Raw genomic sequence first — 17376 nt, 5'->3', positions numbered from 1 at the left:
GTCCCGGTTCCGGCCCGGGTCCGGCCCGGGGCGCGGGTCCGGCCGCGCGGGTCCGGTGGGCGCGGCCTCCTCGCCGCCTGCCGGCACCGGAACCGTGCGCCGGCCGGTGGCGGGGATTGCGCGATCATCGCAAGACACCGTCGCCACCGACAAGGGATTCCGTTGTTGCCTTTTGGTTACGCGACGGAATCGGGCGCCCGGTCGTGGCTCCCGCCACGTCCGACCCCGCCGACCCTGCCCGGCGCGGCGCACGGCGGCAAGGGACAGGGCGGCAGCCCGGGCGGCGGAGGCCTTACAGAGTGCAAGGCGTCCGGCGGGCGGAGGGAGGGCCGCCGCGTTGCATGATGCTGCTGACACCTTGGACCCCGGCGGCGCCCGCCGTCGACAGGAGGCAGCCGTGTTCCCCACCGTCGCCCGCGTGCTCGACCTGGACGCCGTGCGCCGGGGCATGCCTCAGGTCGTCGCCGGGGCGGACCGGCTGCAGCGCCCGGTGCGCTGGGTGCACGTCAGCGAGCTGCCGGACATCGCGGGCATGCTCCAGGGCGGCGAGCTGGTCCTGACGACCGGCATCGCGCTGCCCGAGGACCGCGAGGGCCTCGCCCGGTACGTCCGCGAGCTGTCGGAGGTCGGCGCGGCGGGCCTGGTGGTGGAGTTCGGCCGCCGGTACTTCGACACGCTGCCCCGGGCGCTGGTGCAGGCCGCCGAGCAGTACGGCCTGCCGCTGGTGGCGCTCCGCCGGGAGCTGCGGTTCGTGGCGGTGACCGAGGCGGTGCACGCCCTGGTGGTCAACGCGCAGCTGGAGGAGCTGCGCAGCTCGGAGGCGGTCCACCAGACCTTCAACGAGCTGGCGGTGGAGGGCGCCGAACCGGCGGAGGTGGTGCGGCAGGTGGCGCGGATGGCGGGCGCTCCGGCGGTGCTGGAGAACCTCGCCCACCAGGTGCTGGCGTACGACGCGGCGGGCCGGGACGCGGAGGCGCTGCTGGAGGACTGGGAGCGGCGCTCGCGCGGGGTCCGGCCGGAGGGCCGCACCGGGTACGACCCGCGCACCGGCTGGCTGGTCACCGCCGTGGGGGCGCGCGGGCACGACTGGGGGCGGCTGGTCCTGGCCGGCGAGCCCGGCCCGCTGCCCGAGGAGCTGCCGCACCGGCACACCGTGCTGCTGGAGCGGGGCGCGGCGACGCTGGCGCTGGGCCGGCTGCTGGTGCGGGACCGCGAGAGCCTGGAGCGGCAGACGCACCGCACGCTGCTGTCGGGCATCCTCACCCACGCGCTGACCGTCTCCGAGGTGGCGCTGCGCGCCCAGGCGCTCGGGGTGCCGCTGGAGGGGCGGCGGCTGGTGGGCGTGGTGCTGCGGCAGCGGGGCCGGCCGGCCGCGGCCGCGCTGGAGGCGCAGGCCCGGCTGCGGGACCTGACCGAGACCGCGGCGGCGGCGGTGCGCGAGCGGCGGATGTCGGCGCTGGTGGGACCGCTGGACGACGGCGGGGTGGGGCTGCTGGTGGCGCTGGGGCCGCACGACGACGAGCACGCCTCCCTGGACGGGTTCGCGGCGGCGCTGGAGCGGCTGCTGGGCGAGGGGGGCCGGCCCGGCCGGGCGGGGGCGGGGGGCGCGGCGCCGGAGGGGGCGCCGGTGGTCGCGGTGGGGTCGTCGGTGGGGTCGGTGCGGGACGCCCGGCGCACCCTCGTCGAGGCGACGCAGGTGGCGGACGCCGCCCTGCACGACGCCCCGCTGCCCGGGGGGCGCGCCGCGTCGTACTACCGGCTGCCGGACGTGCGGCTGCGCGGCCTGCTGCACCTGCTGCGGGACGACGCCCGGCTGCAGACGTACGTGGAGCGGGAGCTGGGGCCGCTGCTGGCGTACGACGCGGAGCACGGCACGCAGCTGACGGCGATGCTGCGGACCTACCTGGAGCAGGGCCGCAACAAGTCGGCGGCGGCGGACGCGGCGCACCTGTCGCGGCCGTCGTTCTACGACCGGCTGCACCGGGTGGAGCGGGTGCTGGGCGTGGACCTCGACCAGGTGGAGTCGTGCCTGTCGCTGCACGTGGCGCTGCTGGCGCTCGACGCGGTGCGCCGCTGACCCGGGCACGGCGGCGCAGGGGCCCACGGGCCCGGCGGCACGGCGGCACGGCGGGGCGCGGCGGTCCGGGGGCCGACGATCTGACGGCCCGACACTTCCAGAACGATCGAAACATGCTCCGCCGCAACCGAATCGATCGCCCTGTCTTGTCCGCGCAACTCTTTCGGGCGTACCGTGCCGCCCATGGACCGTGCACACCTGCAGACCCTGCTCGCCCGGGAGACCGCCGAGAGCGCCCGCCGCAACCCCCGCTCGCAGGCCGCGTACCAGCGCGCCGAGCACCTCTTCGGCCGGGTGCCGATGACCTGGATGAACAAGAGCGCCACCGCCTTCCCGCTCTACCTGGAGGGGGCCCGCGGCGCGCGGGTCCGCGACATCGACGGCCACGAGTACGTCGACTTCTGCCTGGGCGACACCGGCGCCATGGCGGGCCACTCCCCCGCACCGGTCGCCGACGCGGTCGAGCGGCGCTACCGCGCGCAGGGCGGCGCGACCGCGATGCTGCCCACCGAGGACGCCGAGTGGGTGGGCGCGGAGCTCAGCCGCCGCTTCGGCCTGGAGCGCTGGTCCTTCTCGCTGACCGCCACCGACGCCAACCGCTGGGCGATCCGGCTGGCCCGCGCCGTCACCGGGCGCTCGAAGATCCTGGTGAACAGCTACAGCTACCACGGCAGCGTCGACGAGTCGCTGATCGTCGTCGGCGAGGACGGCCGCGGCGCCTCCCGCCCCGGCAACGTCGGCGCGCCCTGCGACGTGACGCTCACCAGCCGGGTCGCGGAGTTCAACGACCTGGAGGGCCTGGAGCGGGAGCTGGCCCACGGCGACGTCGCGGCGGTCCTCATGGAGCCGGCGCTCACCAACATCGGCATCGTGCTGCCCGAGCCCGGCTACCTGGAGGGCGTGCGGGAGCTCACCCGCCGGTACGGCACGCTGCTGATCAACGACGAGACGCACACCCTGTCGGCCGGCCCCGGCGGCTGCACCGCGGCCTGGGGGCTGGAGCCGGACGTGCTGACCGTGGGCAAGGCCATCGGCGGCGGCATCCCGGCGGGCGCATACGGCCTGTCGGCGGAGCTGGCCGACCGGCTGCTGGGCCGCGACGACCTGGACCTGGTGGACATGGGCGGCGTCGGCGGCACCCTCGCGGGCAACGCGCTGTCGGTGGCGGCGATGCGCGCCACCCTGGAGCACGTGCTGACCGACGACGCGTTCGCCCGCATGTGCGCGCTGTCGGAGCGGTTCGAGGCCGGCGTGCGCAAGGGCATCGAGGCGTACGGGCTGCCCTGGTCGGTCAGCCGGCTCGGCGCCCGCACCGAGTACCGCTTCGCCTCCCCGGCGCCGCGGACCGGCACGGAGTCGGCGGCCTGCGCCGACGCGGAGCTGGAGGACTTCCTCCACGTCTACCTGTCCAACCGGTCCATCCTCATGACGCCGTTCCACAACATGGCGCTGATGTGCCCGGACACCACCGAGGCCGACGTGGACACCCACACCGAGGTCTTCCACGCGGCCCTGGAGGAGCTGGCGGGCTGACCCGGCCGGAGGGCCGTGGGTACAGTTCGGCAGCACACCGGCGCCCGGCAGGCGGGCGCCGGTGCCGCGGCGGGGAGCCGCACAGGACCACCGAGACGAACGGGGACGGGGACACGTGGACGACATCGACCGGGCGATCCTCAAGGAGTTGCAGGCCGACGGCCGGATCGCCTACGCCGACCTCGGGCCGAAGGTGGGCCTGTCGGCCTCCGCGGCCCGCCAGCGGCTGCAGCGGCTGCTGGACTCCAAGGTGGTGCAGGTCGTCGGGGTCACCGACCCGATGGCGATGGGCCGCCAGTCGATGGCGCTGCTCGGCATCGCCGTGGACGGCGACCCGCGGGCGGTCGCGGACGCGCTGGCGCAGCGCGAGGAGGTCGTCTACATGGTCCTGACAGCCGGGCCCTACGCCCTGTTCGCCGAGGTGGTGTGCGGGCAGCCGGGCGACCTGCTGGACCTGGTGAACGACGTGGTGCGGCCGATCGAGGGCGTGACCGGCGTCGAGACGTTCCCGTACTTCGGCATCCACACCCACCGGTTCCTGTGGGACGTGGGCTGAGGCGCGGGCGCCCGCACCCGCGACCGGGAACGGGGACGAGAACAGGAACAAGAACGGGGACGGCCCCGGGAGGCAGCTGCCTCCCGGGGCCGTCCGGCGTCGGGGCGCGGGTCAGATCGCCGTCATGACGTGCTTGATGCGGGTGTAGTCCTCGAAGCCGTAGGAGGAGAGGTCCTTGCCGTAGCCGGACTTCTTGAAGCCGCCGTGCGGCATCTCGGCGACCAGCGGGATGTGGGTGTTGATCCACACGCAGCCGAAGTCGAGGGCCTTGGACATCCGCATGGCGCGGGCGTGGTCCTTGGTCCACACCGAGGAGGCGAGCGCGTAGTCGACGCCGTTGGCGTAGGCGACGGCCTGCTCCTCGTCGGAGAACTTCTGCACGGTGATGACCGGGCCGAAGACCTCGTTCTGGATGATCTCGTCGTCCTGCTGCAGACCGGAGACGACGGTGGGGGCGTAGAAGTAGCCGCGGTCGCCGACGCGCCTGCCGCCGGCCTCGACCTTGGCGTGGGCGGGGAGGCGCTCGATGAAGCCGGAGACCTGCGCGAGCTGGTTGGCGTTGTTGAGCGGGCCGTAGAGGACGTCCTCCTCGTCGACGCCGCCGGTCTTCGTCTCGGCGGCGGCCTTGGCGAGGGCGGCGACGAACTCGTCGTGGACGTCCTCGTGCACGAGCACGCGGGTGGCGGCGGTGCAGTCCTGGCCGGCGTTGAAGAAGCCGGCGACGGAGATGCCCTCGACGGCGGCGGGGATGTCGGCGTCCTCGAAGACCACGACGGGGGCCTTGCCGCCGAGCTCCAGGTGGACCCGCTTGAGGTCCTTGGCGGCGCTGCCGGCGACCTGCATGCCGGCGCGGACCGAGCCGGTGATGGAGGCCATGGCGGGGGTCGGGTGCTCGACCATCAGGCGGCCGGTGTCGCGGTCGCCGCAGATGACGTTGAAGACGCCCTTGGGGAGGATCTCCCCCATGATCTCGGCCAGCAGCACGGTGGAGGCCGGGGTGGTGTCGGACGGCTTGAGGACGACGGTGTTGCCGGCCGCGATGGCGGGGGCGAACTTCCAGACCGCCATCATCATCGGGTAGTTCCACGGTGCCACCTGGGCGCAGACGCCGACCGGCTCGCGGCGCACGAAGGAGGTCAGGCCCTCCATGTACTCGCCCGCGGACTTGCCCTCCAGCAGGCGGGCGGCGCCGGCGAAGAACCGGATCTGGTCCACCATCGGCGGGATCTCCTCGGAGCGGGTCAGCTCGCGGGGCTTGCCGGTGTTGCGGCACTCGGCGTCGATCAGCTCCTCGGCCCGCGCCTCGACCGCGTCGGCGATCCTCAGCAGGGCGAGCTGGCGGGCGGCCGGGGTGCTGTCGCGCCAGGCCGGGAAGGCCTCGGCGGCGGCGGCCATGGCAGCGTCGACGTCGGCCTGGCCGGAGAGCGGGGAGGTCGCGTAGACCTCGCCGGTGGCGGGGTCGACCACGTCGAGGGTGCGGCCGTCCGCCGCGTCGACGAACTCGCCGTTGATGTGGTTGCGCAGCGCGCGAAGATCGCTCACGGACCTCTCCTCGAGTCGTGCCCGGGCCGCCGGGTGGCCGCACCGGGCGGTGCACGGTGCACTGAAGTATGTACGGATTGCGGACGGACGGTACCGCCGCTCGCGCACACGGCCGCCGCGCACGCGACCCACCCTAGCGGCGGGGCCGACGGTATCGACATACCCGAACGGCAAGAACGATGGAATCAGTGCCCGAATCGAAGATCGGCAACGGATTCCCTTGCGAACAGGCGGTCGATCGGGCAGAGTGGTGGCCGTGGCCAACCGCGACCGGAACGGCAGCGTTCCCCTCGACTCAGTATCGAAGGCGATCATCGAGCAGTTGCAGGAGGACGGCCGCCGCCCGTACGCCGCCATCGGCAAGGCCGTCGGCCTGTCGGAGGCGGCCGTGCGGCAGCGCGTGCAGAAGCTGCTCGACCAGGGCGTGATGCAGATCGTCGCCGTCACCGACCCCCTCACGGTCGGGTTCGCGCGGCAGGCGATGGTCGGCATCAACGTCGAGGGGGACATCGACCCCGTCGCCGACGCACTGGCCGCACTGGACGAGGTGGACTACGTCGTCGCCACCGCAGGCTCGTTCGACCTGCTGGCCGAGCTGGTCTGCGAGGACGACGAGCACCTCCTCGACCTGATCAACAAGCGCATCCGCGCCCTACCCGGCGTGCGGAGCACCGAGAGCTTCGTCTACCTGAAGCTCCGGAAACAGACCTACACCTGGGGCACCAGATGACCGCGAACCCGGACCAGAAGGACCTCTCGAAGTCCGCCTACGACCATCTGTGGATGCACTTCACCCGGATGTCGTCGTACGAGAACGCCCCCGTCCCCACCATCGTCAGGGGCGAGGGCACCTACGTCTACGACTCCGAGGGCCGCAAGTACCTCGACGGCCTCGCCGGCCTCTTCGTCGTGCAGGCCGGCCACGGCCGCCGCGAGCTGGCCGAGGTCGCCGCCAAGCAGGCCGCCGAGCTCGCCTTCTTCCCCGTGTGGAGCTACGCCCACCCCAAGGCGATCGAGCTGGCCGAGCGCCTCGCCCACTACGCGCCCGGCGACCTCAACAAGGTCTTCTTCTCCACTGGCGGCGGCGAGGCGGTCGAGACCGCCTGGAAGCTGGCCAAGCAGTACTTCAAGCTGACCGGCAAGCCGACCAAGTACAAGGTCATCTCGCGTGCCGTCGCCTACCACGGCACCCCGCAGGGCGCCCTGTCCATCACCGGCCTGCCGGGCCTGAAGGCCCCGTTCGAGCCGCTGGTGCCGGGCACCCACAAGGCACCGAACACCAACATCTACCGCGCGCCGTTCTACGGCGACGACCCGGAGGCCTTCGGCCGCTGGGCCGCCGACCAGATCGAGCAGCAGATCCTCTTCGAGGGCCCGGACACCGTCGCCGCCGTCTTCCTGGAGCCGGTGCAGAACGCCGGCGGCTGCTTCCCGCCGCCGCCCGGGTACTTCCAGCGGGTGCGCGAGATCTGCGACCGCCACGACGTGCTGCTCGTCTCGGACGAGGTCATCTGCGCCTTCGGCCGCCTGGGCACCATGTTCGGCGCCGACAAGTTCGGCTACCAGCCGGACATGATCACCTGCGCCAAGGGCATGACCTCGGGCTACTCCCCGATCGGCGCGACGATCATCTCCGACCGCCTCGCCGAGCCGTTCTACAAGGGCGACAACACCTTCCTGCACGGCTACACCTTCGGCGGCCACCCGGTCTCCGCGGCGGTGGCGCTGGCCAACCTCGACATCTTCGAGCGCGAGGGCCTCAACCAGCACGTGCTCGACAACGAGCACAAGTTCCTGTCGACCCTGCAGCGGCTGCACGACCTGCCGATCGTCGGCGACGTGCGCGGCAACGGGTACTTCTACGGCATCGAGCTGGTGAAGGACAAGGCCACCAAGGAGACCTTCAACGACGACGAGGTCGAGCGCGTCCTGTACGGGCACGTCTCCAAGAAGCTCTTCGAGAACGGCCTGTACTGCCGCGCCGACGACCGCGGCGACCCGGTGATCCAGCTGGCCCCGCCGCTGATCTCCGACCAGTCGACCTTCGACGAGATCGAGCAGATCCTGCGGGCCACCCTCACCGAGGCGTGGACCAAGATCTGACGATCGCACGCGGACTCTCTGTCCCACCCTCCGCCAGGGGCGGTTCCCGGTACGCCGGGGACCGCCCCCGGTGCGTCCGGGGCACCTCCCGGCGGACCCCCGGCCGGCCCGCGGCCTCCCGGCGCCCCCTGCTGCATCCGGGCGCACCGGGATGCGGGCAGGGGCATTCGACGGTCTGATATATCCGATTGGATGCCATGGGGATCGTGTGCCGCGACCCTCCCGTGTCCTGGGCCCTCTAACCTGGCATCCCACACCTAGAGCCGGAGGTTCTCTTGACAGCGGCCCCGCCGGAGAGCGACGTGCCCGGGGACAGCGACGCACCCGCGGACGGCGGCCCGCCCGAGGGTGCCGCCACCCCCGCGGGCGACGGCACGCCCGCGGGGAACGGGAGGCGCGGGAGGCGCCCGAAGGGCACGAAGCGCGGGGCGCCCCGGCCCGGCAAGGGCGACGCGCCCGGGGACGGGGCCGGCGCACCCGCCGAGGACGCGGACGCAGCCGCGGAGGCCGAGACGCCGACGGGACCCGAGGCGCCGGCGGGACCGGCTGAGGCCGGGGCGCGCGGAGAGGCCGGGGCACCCTCGGAGGGCGCGCCCGGGGAAGCCGGCGTGGCCGGCGCGTCCGCGGAGGCCGACCCGCCCGCGGAGGCCGACCTGGTCCGGGCGTCCGGCGTGCTGAAGTCCCTGGACGGGACGGCGGCGCTGCACGGCGTCTCCCTCACCGTGCGGCAGGGGGAGGTGCTGGCGGTCACCGGCCCCCGCGGGTCCGGCAAGACCACCCTGCTCGGATGCCTCGGCGGACTGCTGCCCGTGGACGACGGCGAGGTCTGGTTCGCCGGACGGCCGCTCCACTCCCTCCCGCGGACCGAACGGGAGCGGCTCCGCCGCGAGCACGTCGGCTGGGTCGGCTCCGAGCCGCAGCTCGTCCCGGAACTGACCGTCCGGGAGAACGCCGCCCTGCCGCTGCTCCTGGCCGGTGCCGGCCGCCGCGCCGCGTACACCGCGGCGGCCGAGTGGCTGGAGCGGCTCGACGTCGCCGGCTGCGCCCGCCTGCGGCCCGCCGAGCTGACCCAGGAGCAGCGGCAGCGGGTCGCGGTCGCCCGCGCCCTCGCGCCGCTGCCCCGCCTCGTCCTCGCCGACGACCCCACCGCACCGCTGCACCGCGACGCCGGGGAGCAGGTGCTGCGCGTGCTCGGCACCGCCGCCCGCTCCCACGGGCTCACCCTGGTGCTGGCCCTGAACGACCCCGGGCAGGCCCGGCACGCCGACCGGTCCGTGGCCCTGCTGGACGGGGCCCTCTCCGAGCCGGCGGCCCCCCTCGCGGAGGCCGCCGGCTCGGCGGCGGCCGCACCCGCCTGACCCGCCGCACCCGTACCGCCCGCAGTTCCGCCCGACCCCACCGCCCGACCCCACCGCCCGACCCCAACGCCCGATCCGCCACTCCTGCCTGACGCAGCGTTCGCACGGCCGCCCGTCGGGGCGTCCGGACCCGGAAGGAAGCCGCCCACCGGTGTTCTACCTCCGCCTGGCCCGGGGCTACCGGGTCCTCGACCTCGGTCGCTGGATCCTCACCGCGGCGGCAGCCGCCGCCACCGCGGCCCTGCTGCTGCGGGCGCTCGGCCGCGCCCTGGTCGACCCGCCCGGAACCGCCGTAGCGGTCTCGGCCGCCCGCCTCGGCTGGTGCCTGCCCGCCCTCGCCGCGACCGGCTGGCTCGCCGCCTCGTGCGCCCGCGCCCTGCCGGACCGGCGGCCCGGGCGCGTCGCCGGCCTGACGGCCGCCGGGGCGGGCCCCCTGCGGATCCGCCTCCTCGTCGCGGGCGAGACCGCGCTCGCCTGCGCTGCGGGCAGTCTGCTGGCGCTGGTCGGCTTCCTGGTCCTGCGCAACGACATCGCCGGGGCCGAGCTGGCCCCCGAGGTGGGCATGGGCGCGCGGCTGCCCGCCGCGGCGCCGCTCACCCTGCTGCTGGCCGTCCCCCTGGTCGCCGCGGCCGCCGCCGTCGTGGCCGGGCCCCTCCGCGACACCCTGCCCGGGCAGCGGACCGAGAGGGGGGTGCAGTCCCTCGGGCCGCTGCGCGCCGCGGCCGCACCCGCCGCCGTCGCGGTCGGCGCCGCACTGGAGCTCTACGGGCGGCACGGGGGCGGCGGCCGCCTCCACCTCCCCGCCGGGCTGGGGACCGCCACCACGGCCGGGGCGGCCGGCGGGGTCCTGGCCCTGCTGGGCCTCGTCCTCACCGCTCCGCTGCTGCTGGCGGCGGCGGGGCGGCTGCTCGTCGCGGGCCGCCCGTACACCGTGCGCCTGCTGGCGGGCCGCGGGCTGCAGGCCGAGGCCGTGCGGCTCGGCGTCCCGCTGGGGCTCCCCGCCGTCCTGGCAGGGGCCGCCGTGGCCGCGGGGCAGCGCTGGGCGGCCGGGCACGGACCGGGCGGCGTGCTGCCCGTGGCGGACGCCGCCCTGGTGGGACTGTGCGCCGTCGCGGTGGCCGGGGTACGGCTCGTCGGCGCCCGTTCCGCCCGGGTCCCCCGGCTGGACCTCGTGCGGCGGATGGGCGCGGGTACCGGGCTGCTGCGGCGCGCCGCACTGGTACGGGCCGGCGCGGCCGGGTCCGTGCTGCTGCTCGCCGCCGCCGGGGCCGCCGCGCTGACGGCGGCGGCCCTGCGCTGAGACGGGTACGACCCGGCCCGCACCGGTCGGTGCGGGCCGGGCCGGACCGTCTGCGTACGGGACGGGACCGGACTCCGGGGTCAGCCCGCCGCGGCGAGCTGGCCGCAGGCGCCGTCGATCTCCTGGCCGCGGGTGTCGCGGACGGTCACGGGAACGCCGTGCGCCTCCAGGCGGCGGACGAACTCCCGCTCGTCCTCGGGGCGCGAGGCGGTCCACTTGGAGCCGGGCGTGGGGTTGAGCGGGATCAGGTTCACGTGGACCCGGCGGTTCTTCAGCTTGCGGCCGAGCAGGTCGGCCCGCCACGCCTGGTCGTTGATGTCCTTGATCAGTGCGTACTCGACGGAGACCCGCCGGTTGGAGCGGTCCGCGTAGTGCCACGCGGCGTCCAGCACCTCGGCCACCTTCCACCGGGTGTTCACCGGGACGAGGGTGTCGCGCAGCTCGTCGTCGGGCGCGTGCAGGGAGAGCGCGAGACGGACGCTCATGCCCTCGTCGGCCAGCCGGTTCATGGCCGGGACCAGGCCCACCGTGGAGACGGTGATGCCGCGCTGCGACAGGCCCAGGCCGTCGGGCGAGGGGTCGGTGAGCCGGCGGATCGCCGCGACCACCCGGTTGTAGTTGGCCAGCGGCTCGCCCATGCCCATGAAGACCACGTTGCTCAGCCGCGCCGGGCCGCCGGGGATCTCCCCCGCCTGGAGCGCGCGCATGCCCGCGGCGATCTGCTCCACGATCTCGGCCGTGGAGAGGTTGCGGGTGAGGCCGGCCTGGCCGGTGGCGCAGAACGGGCAGTTCATGCCGCAGCCGGCCTGCGAGCTGATGCACATGGTGACCCGGTCCGGGTAGCGCATCAGCACCGACTCGACCAGGGTGCCGTCGAAGAGCTTCCACAGGGTCTTGCGGGTGGTGTCGTCGTCGCACGAGACGTGCCGCACCACGGACATCAGGTCCGGCAGCAGCGCCCCGGCCAGCTTCTCGCGCGAGGCGGCGGGGATGTCGGTCCACTCGGCGGGGTCGGCGGAGAGCCGGCCGAAGTAGTGGCGGGACAGCTGGTTCGCGCGGAACGGCTTCTCGCCCAGCTCGGCCACGGCCTCCTTGCGTTCGGCGGGGCTGAGGTCGGCGAGGTGGCGGGGCGGCTTGGCGCCGCGCGGCGCGACGAAGGTGAGTTCTCCGGGTGCAGGCATGGTCCGTCCAGTGTCGCAGATCCACGGATGCGACCCAGGCCACACAAGGGGCGGGGGGGTCGGCCTCGGTCAGCTCCTGTCATCGTTGGCCGTCCCCGGACGGCCCACAGACGGCCCCACGAGCGATGGCCCTACTCTGTGGCCGTGAATCTTCTGGATACGCCGTCGCTCTGGCACGTACGCCTGGCGAGCGGGGGGCTGGTGCACGTCTGGGCAGACGCCTACTCCGAGGAGGAGGAGCAGTACGTCTTCAGAGTGCTCGCGGACGCCTCACGTGAGGAGCAGACCGGGATCGAGATGACGGGCAAGGTTTCGCCCGACTCCGAGACTGGCCTGGTCACCATCGCCCGGATACCCGCTGGTGACGTCCAGGACCTCCACACTGCAAGCATCGGCCGCCCGCGTACTTCGTGCCCGGACTGCGGAGGTACGTGACTGTGAGGGCGTTGGCGCGACCTTTGGCCGGCGGCCTGTCCGGGCCGGGATCGAGCATGGCAAGGGGTTGTATGCCTGGCGGCAGCCCGGGCAGGTCCTGGGCCCGCCCGCGATGTGCCCGAGCGGCCCCCTGGTCCTGCTCGACGTCGGATCCCGGACGCGGCGGCGGCCCCGGCCGGGAGGGCCGGGGCCGCCGTGGAGCAGCGCGGTGCGGGGTGCCGGGCGGCGGGGTCAGGCCCCGACGAAGGCGGTGAAGAGGAGCCAGGTGACCGGCGCGGTGGGCAGCAGGGAGTCCAGGCGGTCCATGATGCCGCCGTGGCCCGGGAGGAGGGTGCCCATGTCCTTGATGCCGAGGTCGCGCTTGATCATCGACTCGACGAGGTCGCCGAGGGTCGCCGTGACCGCCGCGCAGGCGCCCAGGACGAGCCCCTGCCACCAGGCGCCTCCCTCGATGAGGAACTGCATGCCGAGCGCCCCGGCCAGCATGGACAGGGCGATGCCGCCCGCCAGCCCCTCGCGGGTCTTGCCGGGGCTGATCCGCGGCGCCAGCTTGGTCCTGCCGAACCGGAAGCCCACCGCGTAGGCGCCGGTGTCGCTGCAGACGGTGACCATCAGGAAGAGGAGCACCCGCCACGGGCCGTCGTCGGCATCCAGCATCAGGGCGACGAAGGTCGCGAGGAAGGGCACGTAGAAGGCGGTGAAGATGCCGGCGGTGACGTCCCGCAGGTAGTCCGGCGGCGGCTCCTTCATCCGCCAGACCAGCACCCCCAGCGCGGTCAGCGCGAGCACCGCCGCCGAGCCCTCCGTGCCGAGGGCGTAGGCGGCAGCGAGCATCGCGACGCCCGCCACGGCCAGTCCGGCCTGCGGCGTGCGGATGTCCTTGCGCTCCGCCAGGCGGCTGGTGAGCTCCCGGACGCCGATGCCGACCGCCGCCATCACCACGACGAGGAAGAGCGCCTTGACGAAGAAGAGCGAGGCGACGATGACGGCGCCCAGGCCGACGCCGACCCCTATCGCGGCGGGCAGGTTCCGTCCGCCGCGGGGCTTGGCGGGCTGCGCCGCGGCACCGGGCGGGTTCCCGTCCGAGGGGTCGTCGCTGGACGGGTGGTGGTCGGTCGGCGCCACGGCGTTCTCCTGCCCGGGACGGTGCTCGGCGAGGTCGGTGGGCAGGGCGGAGGGGGCCGGCGGCTGCGGGCCGGCCCACGGTGCGTACGCCGCGACCCCTGCGGCGGGGCGGCCGGGCTGGTCGGGCCCGTCGGGGCCCTGCGGGGAGGTCCCGGAGCCGGGGGCCGCCCCGCCGGGAGGAGTCGTGGCGTGGTTCATCAGACCTCGAGCAGCTCGGCTTCCTTGTGCTTGAGCAGCTCGTCCACCTGGCCGACGTAGCGGCCGGTGACGTCCTCGAGCTCCTTCTCGGCGCGGCGGACCTCGTCCTCGCCGACCTCGCCGTCCTTGACCAGCTTGTCCAGGGCCTCCTTGGCCTTGCGGCGGACGCTGCGGATGGAGATCTTGGCGTCCTCGCCCTTGTGGCGGGCGACCTTGATGTACTCCCGGCGGCGCTCCTCGGTCAGCTGCGGGAACACCACGCGGATGAGGGAGCCGTCGTTGGTCGGGTTGACGCCGAGGTCGGAGTCGCGGATGGCGGTCTCGATGGCCCGCAGCGCGCTCTTGTCGAACGGGGTGACGACGGCCATCCGGGGCTCGGGCACCGAGAAGGAGGCGAGCTGGTTGATCGGCGTCGGGGCGCCGTAGTAGTCGGCGGTGATCTTGGCGAACATCGCCGGGTGCGCACGGCCGGTGCGGATGGCGGCGAAGTCGTCCTTGGCGACCTGGACCGCCTTCTCCATCTTCTCCTCGGCCTCGAGGAGGGTCTCTTCGATCACAGTCTGCTCCTGTCCGGTTCCCTGCTCGCCCCCTCCCGCGCCCGGATGGCGGGGCCAGGGGTCCGTAACGTCGTCTTGCGCCGTGCCGCCCGGGGCGGTCAGGCCCTGTCCGCCCCGCGGCTGATCAGCGTGCCGATCTTCTCACCCCGCACCGCGCGGGCGATGTTGCCCTCGGTGAGGAGTTCGAAGACCAGGATCGGCAGGTCGTTGTCCCTGCAGAGGGTGATCGCGGTCGCGTCGGCGACCTTGAGGTCGCGGGCGATCACCTCGGAGTACTCCAGCGCGTCGAACTTGACCGCGTCCGGGTTGGCCTTGGGGTCGGAGTCGTACACCCCGTCCACGCCGTTCTTGCCCATGAGCAGGGCCTCGGCGTGGATCTCCAGGGCCCGCTGGGCGGCGGTGGTGTCGGTGGAGAAGTAGGGCATGCCCATACCGGCACCGAAGATCACCACGCGGCCCTTCTCCAGGTGGCGCACGGCGCGCAGCGGGAGGTAGGGCTCGGCGACCTGGCCCATGGTGATGGCGGTCTGCACCCGCGTCTCCACGCCCTCCTTGATCAGGAAGTCCTGCAGGGCGAGGCAGTTCATCACCGTGCCGAGCATGCCCATGTAGTCCGAGCGGGCCCGGTCCATGCCGCGGACCTGGAGCTCCGCGCCGCGGAAGAAGTTGCCGCCGCCGACCACGACGGCGACCTGGGTGCCGGCGCGGACCACGGCCGCGATCTCACGGGCGATGGCGTGCACCACGTCGGGGTCGACGCCGAGGCCGCCTCCCCCGGCGAGCGCCTCGCCGGACAGCTTGAGCAGCACGCGGCGGCGTACGCCGTCCCCGGTCGTCTCCTGTCCGGTCATCTGCATGGTGCGACTCCTCCTCGAGCACGTACAGATGAGGAGGCCACCGCCGCGGGGACAGGTATGCACACCTGCACGGCAATGGCCTCCTCGTCGTTCTATGGTGCCGAACCGGCCCCTCCGGACACGCGGAGGGGCTGTTCGACGTGTTCCGCTCTCTACCCTAGGGGCAGGACGCCGGAACGACCTCAGGCACCGACGCGGAAGCGGGCGAAGCGCTTGAGGGTGACGCCGGCCTCGTCCAGGACCTTCTGGACGGTCTTCTTGTTGTCCTTGGCGAACGCCTGCTCCAGCACGGCGTTCTCCTTGACGAAACCGGTGACGCGGCCCTCGATGATCTTCGGCAGGGCGGCCTCGGGCTTGCCCTCCTCGCGGGCGGTGGCCTCGGCGACGCGGCGCTCGCTCTCCAGCACCTCGGCCGGGATGTCCTCGCGGGAGAGGAACTTCGGCGCGAAGGCGGCGATGTGCTGCGCGACGTCCTTGGCGACCTCGGCGTTCTCCTTGTCGAGCTCGACGAGGACGCCGACCTGCGGGGGCAGGTCCGGGGAGGTGCGGTGCATGTAGGCGGCGACGTAGCCGTCACCGTCGAACTGCGCGAAACGGCGGAAGACGATCTTCTCGCCGAGGGTCGCGTTGGCCTCGTCCACGAACTGCTGGACGGTCTTGCCGGACTCGATCTCGCTGGCGAGGGCGGCCTCGACGTCGGCCGGGGCGGCCTTGGCGAGGTGGGCGGCGATGGTGTTCGCGACCTCGACGAACTTGTCGCCCTTGGCGACGAAGTCGGTCTCGCAGTTCAGCTCGACCAGCACGCCGGCGTTGCCGCCCTCGAGGAGGGAGACGACGGCGCCGTTGGAGGCGTCGCGGCCCTCGCGCTTGGCCACGCCCTTCTGGCCCTTGATGCGGAGGAGCTCGACGGCCTTCTCGACGTTGCCCTCGGCCTCGTCCAGCGCCTTCTTGCAGTCCATCATGCCGGCGCCGGTGAGCTCACGGAGCTTCTTGACGTCCGCGGCGGTGAAGTTCGCCATGGTTGTGAATCTCTTCTCGCGTCTCGCGTGTCTGCTGGGGTGGCGCCGGGCGCCGGCGGGGTCGCCGCCGGCCCCGGCACGGGTGCGAGGGGCAGGCGGGCCGCAGCATGCTGCGGCGACCGCCGTACCCCTCGACCGCGGAACGTCAGGCCTGCTCGCCCTCGGCGGCCGGCTTCTCCTCGGCGGGGGCCTCGGTGGCGGCCTCGGCGGGGGCGGCCTCCTCGGTCGCGGCCTCGGCGGGGGCCTCGGTGGCAGCCTCGGTGGCGGGGGCCTCGTCGGCCTTCTTCTCGCCCTCGAGGAGCTCGCGCTCCCAGTCGGCCAGCGGCTGGTCGGCGCCCGGCTCGGCCTTGGCGCCGCCGGCGGCACCGGAGCGGGCCATGAGGCCCTCGGCCACGGCGTCGGCGATCACGCGGGTCAGCAGGGTGACGGAGCGGATGGCGTCGTCGTTGCCCGGGATCTTGTAGTCGACCTCGTCGGGGTCGCAGTTGGTGTCGAGGATGGCGACGACCGGGATGTTGAGCTTCCGGGCCTCACCGACCGCGATGTGCTCCTTCTTGGTGTCCACGATCCACACCGCGCTCGGGACGCGCTGCATGTCGCGGATGCCGCCCAGGGTGCGCTCGAGCTTCTCGTGCTCGCGCTGCAGGACGAGCAGCTCCTTCTTGGTGAGGCCGGAGCCCGCGACGTCGGTGAAGTCGATCTCCTCGAGCTCCTTCAGGCGCTGCAGGCGCTTGTAGACGGTCGAGAAGTTGGTCAGCATGCCGCCCAGCCAGCGCTGGTTGACGTAGGGCATGCCCACGCGGGTGGCCTGCTCGGCGATGGCCTCCTGGGCCTGCTTCTTCGTGCCGACGAAGAGGACGCTGCCGCCGTGGGCGACCGTCTCCTTGACGAACTCGTAGGCGCGGTCGATGTAGTTCAGCGACTGCAGGAGGTCGATGATGTAGATGCCGTTGCGCTCGGTGAAGATGAAGCGCTTCATCTTCGGGTTCCAACGGCGGGTCTGGTGACCGAAGTGGACGCCGCTCTCCAGCAGCTCCCGCATCGTGACGACGGCCATGTGCCGTACTCCTCGGATCGCTCCCCCGGCGCGCCGTGGCGGCCGGGGTCGGGCTCGGTTGTCCGCGGCGGCCGGGACGGCCGCCGCGCCTGACGCCCCGGCCGTGCCGTGCCGTGGGGACCGGGTGCGGCTTATGCCGCACCCCGGCTCATCGGACCGAGCGGCACTCGCACCGTGCTGACGCGGACTGCGAGCCGCGTGCTGGCGCATCGGTGGCGGGGCGTGCGAAGTCGACCCGGCACGCCGGGTCGCGACAGAAGTGTACGGGACCCGCGGCACCCCGGGCGACTCAGCGCGGCGCGGTGGCCGGGGGGCGGGCGGCCACGGGCGGGGAACCGGGCGCGGCGGGTTGGCCGGGCGGGTGGACGGCCGGAGCCGCGTACGGCCCGGAAGGCGGGGTGGGGGCTCCGGAAGGGCCGAGGGAGCGAGGGGTGCGAGGGGGGCGAAGGCGGCGGGGGCGGTCCGTACAGCGACGGGC

15 protein-coding genes are annotated in these 17376 nt (G+C 73.8%); 8 read left to right on the top strand and 7 right to left on the bottom strand.

Annotation, left to right across the window (positions count from 1 at the left end; translation table 11 throughout):
• Positions 1-397: 397 nt before the first annotated feature.
• The 3 genes from ACFY07_RS21060 to ACFY07_RS21050 all read left to right on the top strand — a co-directional run bounded on the left by ACFY07_RS21060 (position 398) and on the right by ACFY07_RS21050 (position 4166).
• Positions 398-2077, top strand: coding sequence for a PucR family transcriptional regulator (locus tag ACFY07_RS21060; RefSeq protein ID WP_390870504.1), 1680 nt, complete (start codon positions 398-400; stop codon positions 2075-2077).
• 183 nt (positions 2078-2260) lie between these two features.
• Positions 2261-3610, top strand: a complete 1350-nt coding sequence (locus ACFY07_RS21055; RefSeq protein ID WP_230655120.1) for a transaminase — start codon at positions 2261-2263, stop codon at positions 3608-3610.
• A gap of 115 nt (positions 3611-3725) precedes the next feature.
• Positions 3726-4166 (top strand): Lrp/AsnC family transcriptional regulator, encoded by a 441-nt coding sequence (locus tag ACFY07_RS21050; protein WP_230655115.1) that lies wholly within the window; start codon positions 3726-3728, stop codon positions 4164-4166.
• Positions 4167-4277: 111 nt separating this feature from the next.
• On the opposite strand, the gene ACFY07_RS21045 is transcribed toward ACFY07_RS21050, so the two are convergent.
• Positions 4278-5708: a gamma-aminobutyraldehyde dehydrogenase gene (locus ACFY07_RS21045; RefSeq protein WP_390870501.1), complete on the bottom strand. Its 1431-nt coding sequence runs from the start codon at positions 5706-5708 to the stop codon at positions 4278-4280.
• Between the two features lie 256 nt (positions 5709-5964).
• Between ACFY07_RS21045 and ACFY07_RS21040 the strand changes: the two genes are divergently transcribed.
• The 4 genes from ACFY07_RS21040 to ACFY07_RS21025 all read left to right on the top strand — a co-directional run bounded on the left by ACFY07_RS21040 (position 5965) and on the right by ACFY07_RS21025 (position 10469).
• On the top strand, positions 5965-6438 hold the full coding sequence (locus ACFY07_RS21040; RefSeq protein ID WP_374228215.1) for an Lrp/AsnC family transcriptional regulator: 474 nt from the start codon (positions 5965-5967) through the stop codon (positions 6436-6438).
• Complete coding sequence (locus ACFY07_RS21035; RefSeq protein WP_230655105.1) at positions 6435-7811, top strand: aspartate aminotransferase family protein; 1377 nt, start codon at positions 6435-6437, stop codon at positions 7809-7811. Before ACFY07_RS21040 ends, ACFY07_RS21035 begins: the two co-directional genes overlap by 4 nt.
• A 608-nt stretch (positions 7812-8419) precedes the next feature.
• Positions 8420-9169 carry an ABC transporter ATP-binding protein gene (locus tag ACFY07_RS21030; RefSeq protein WP_390870499.1) on the top strand — a complete coding sequence of 250 codons (750 nt, stop codon included), beginning with the start codon at positions 8420-8422 and terminating at the stop codon, positions 9167-9169.
• Between the two features lie 151 nt (positions 9170-9320).
• Entirely contained in the window at positions 9321-10469 is a 1149-nt protein-coding gene (locus ACFY07_RS21025) for a hypothetical protein (protein WP_390870497.1), read from the top strand.
• 80 nt (positions 10470-10549) lie between these two features.
• Here ACFY07_RS21025 and rlmN read toward each other — a convergent pair whose 3' ends face one another.
• Positions 10550-11650 (bottom strand): 23S rRNA (adenine(2503)-C(2))-methyltransferase RlmN, encoded by a 1101-nt coding sequence (rlmN, locus tag ACFY07_RS21020; protein WP_230655102.1) that lies wholly within the window; start codon positions 11648-11650, stop codon positions 10550-10552.
• Between the two features lie 144 nt (positions 11651-11794).
• Here rlmN and ACFY07_RS21015 point away from each other — a divergent pair, with 144 nt between their 5' ends.
• On the top strand, positions 11795-12085 hold the full coding sequence (locus ACFY07_RS21015) for a hypothetical protein (RefSeq protein ID WP_390870495.1): 291 nt from the start codon (positions 11795-11797) through the stop codon (positions 12083-12085).
• Positions 12086-12316: 231 nt separating this feature from the next.
• Here ACFY07_RS21015 and ACFY07_RS21010 read toward each other — a convergent pair whose 3' ends face one another.
• From ACFY07_RS21010 to rpsB, 5 genes are all read right to left on the bottom strand, one after another.
• Positions 12317-13408, bottom strand: a complete 1092-nt coding sequence (locus ACFY07_RS21010; protein WP_390870493.1) for a phosphatidate cytidylyltransferase — start codon at positions 13406-13408, stop codon at positions 12317-12319.
• Positions 13408-13965, bottom strand: a complete 558-nt coding sequence (frr, locus tag ACFY07_RS21005) for a ribosome recycling factor (RefSeq protein WP_230655097.1) — start codon at positions 13963-13965, stop codon at positions 13408-13410. The genes ACFY07_RS21010 and frr overlap by 1 nt, the downstream gene beginning before the upstream one ends.
• A 98-nt stretch (positions 13966-14063) precedes the next feature.
• Positions 14064-14822, bottom strand: coding sequence for a UMP kinase (gene pyrH / locus ACFY07_RS21000; protein ID WP_374228214.1), 759 nt, complete (start codon positions 14820-14822; stop codon positions 14064-14066).
• Positions 14823-15004: 182 nt separating this feature from the next.
• Positions 15005-15841: a translation elongation factor Ts gene (gene tsf / locus ACFY07_RS20995; RefSeq protein ID WP_230655095.1), complete on the bottom strand. Its 837-nt coding sequence runs from the start codon at positions 15839-15841 to the stop codon at positions 15005-15007.
• Between the two features lie 145 nt (positions 15842-15986).
• Positions 15987-16898, bottom strand: a complete 912-nt coding sequence (rpsB, locus tag ACFY07_RS20990) for a 30S ribosomal protein S2 (protein ID WP_390870491.1) — start codon at positions 16896-16898, stop codon at positions 15987-15989.
• Positions 16899-17376: the final 478 nt, after the last annotated feature.

Origin of the sequence: Streptomyces sp. NPDC001380 (assembly GCF_042895785.1) — a bacterium.
Lineage (GTDB): Bacteria > Actinomycetota > Actinomycetes > Streptomycetales > Streptomycetaceae > Peterkaempfera.
The sequence above is the reverse complement of the archived record's forward strand: the minus strand, read 5'-3'. Positions and strand labels throughout refer to the sequence as shown.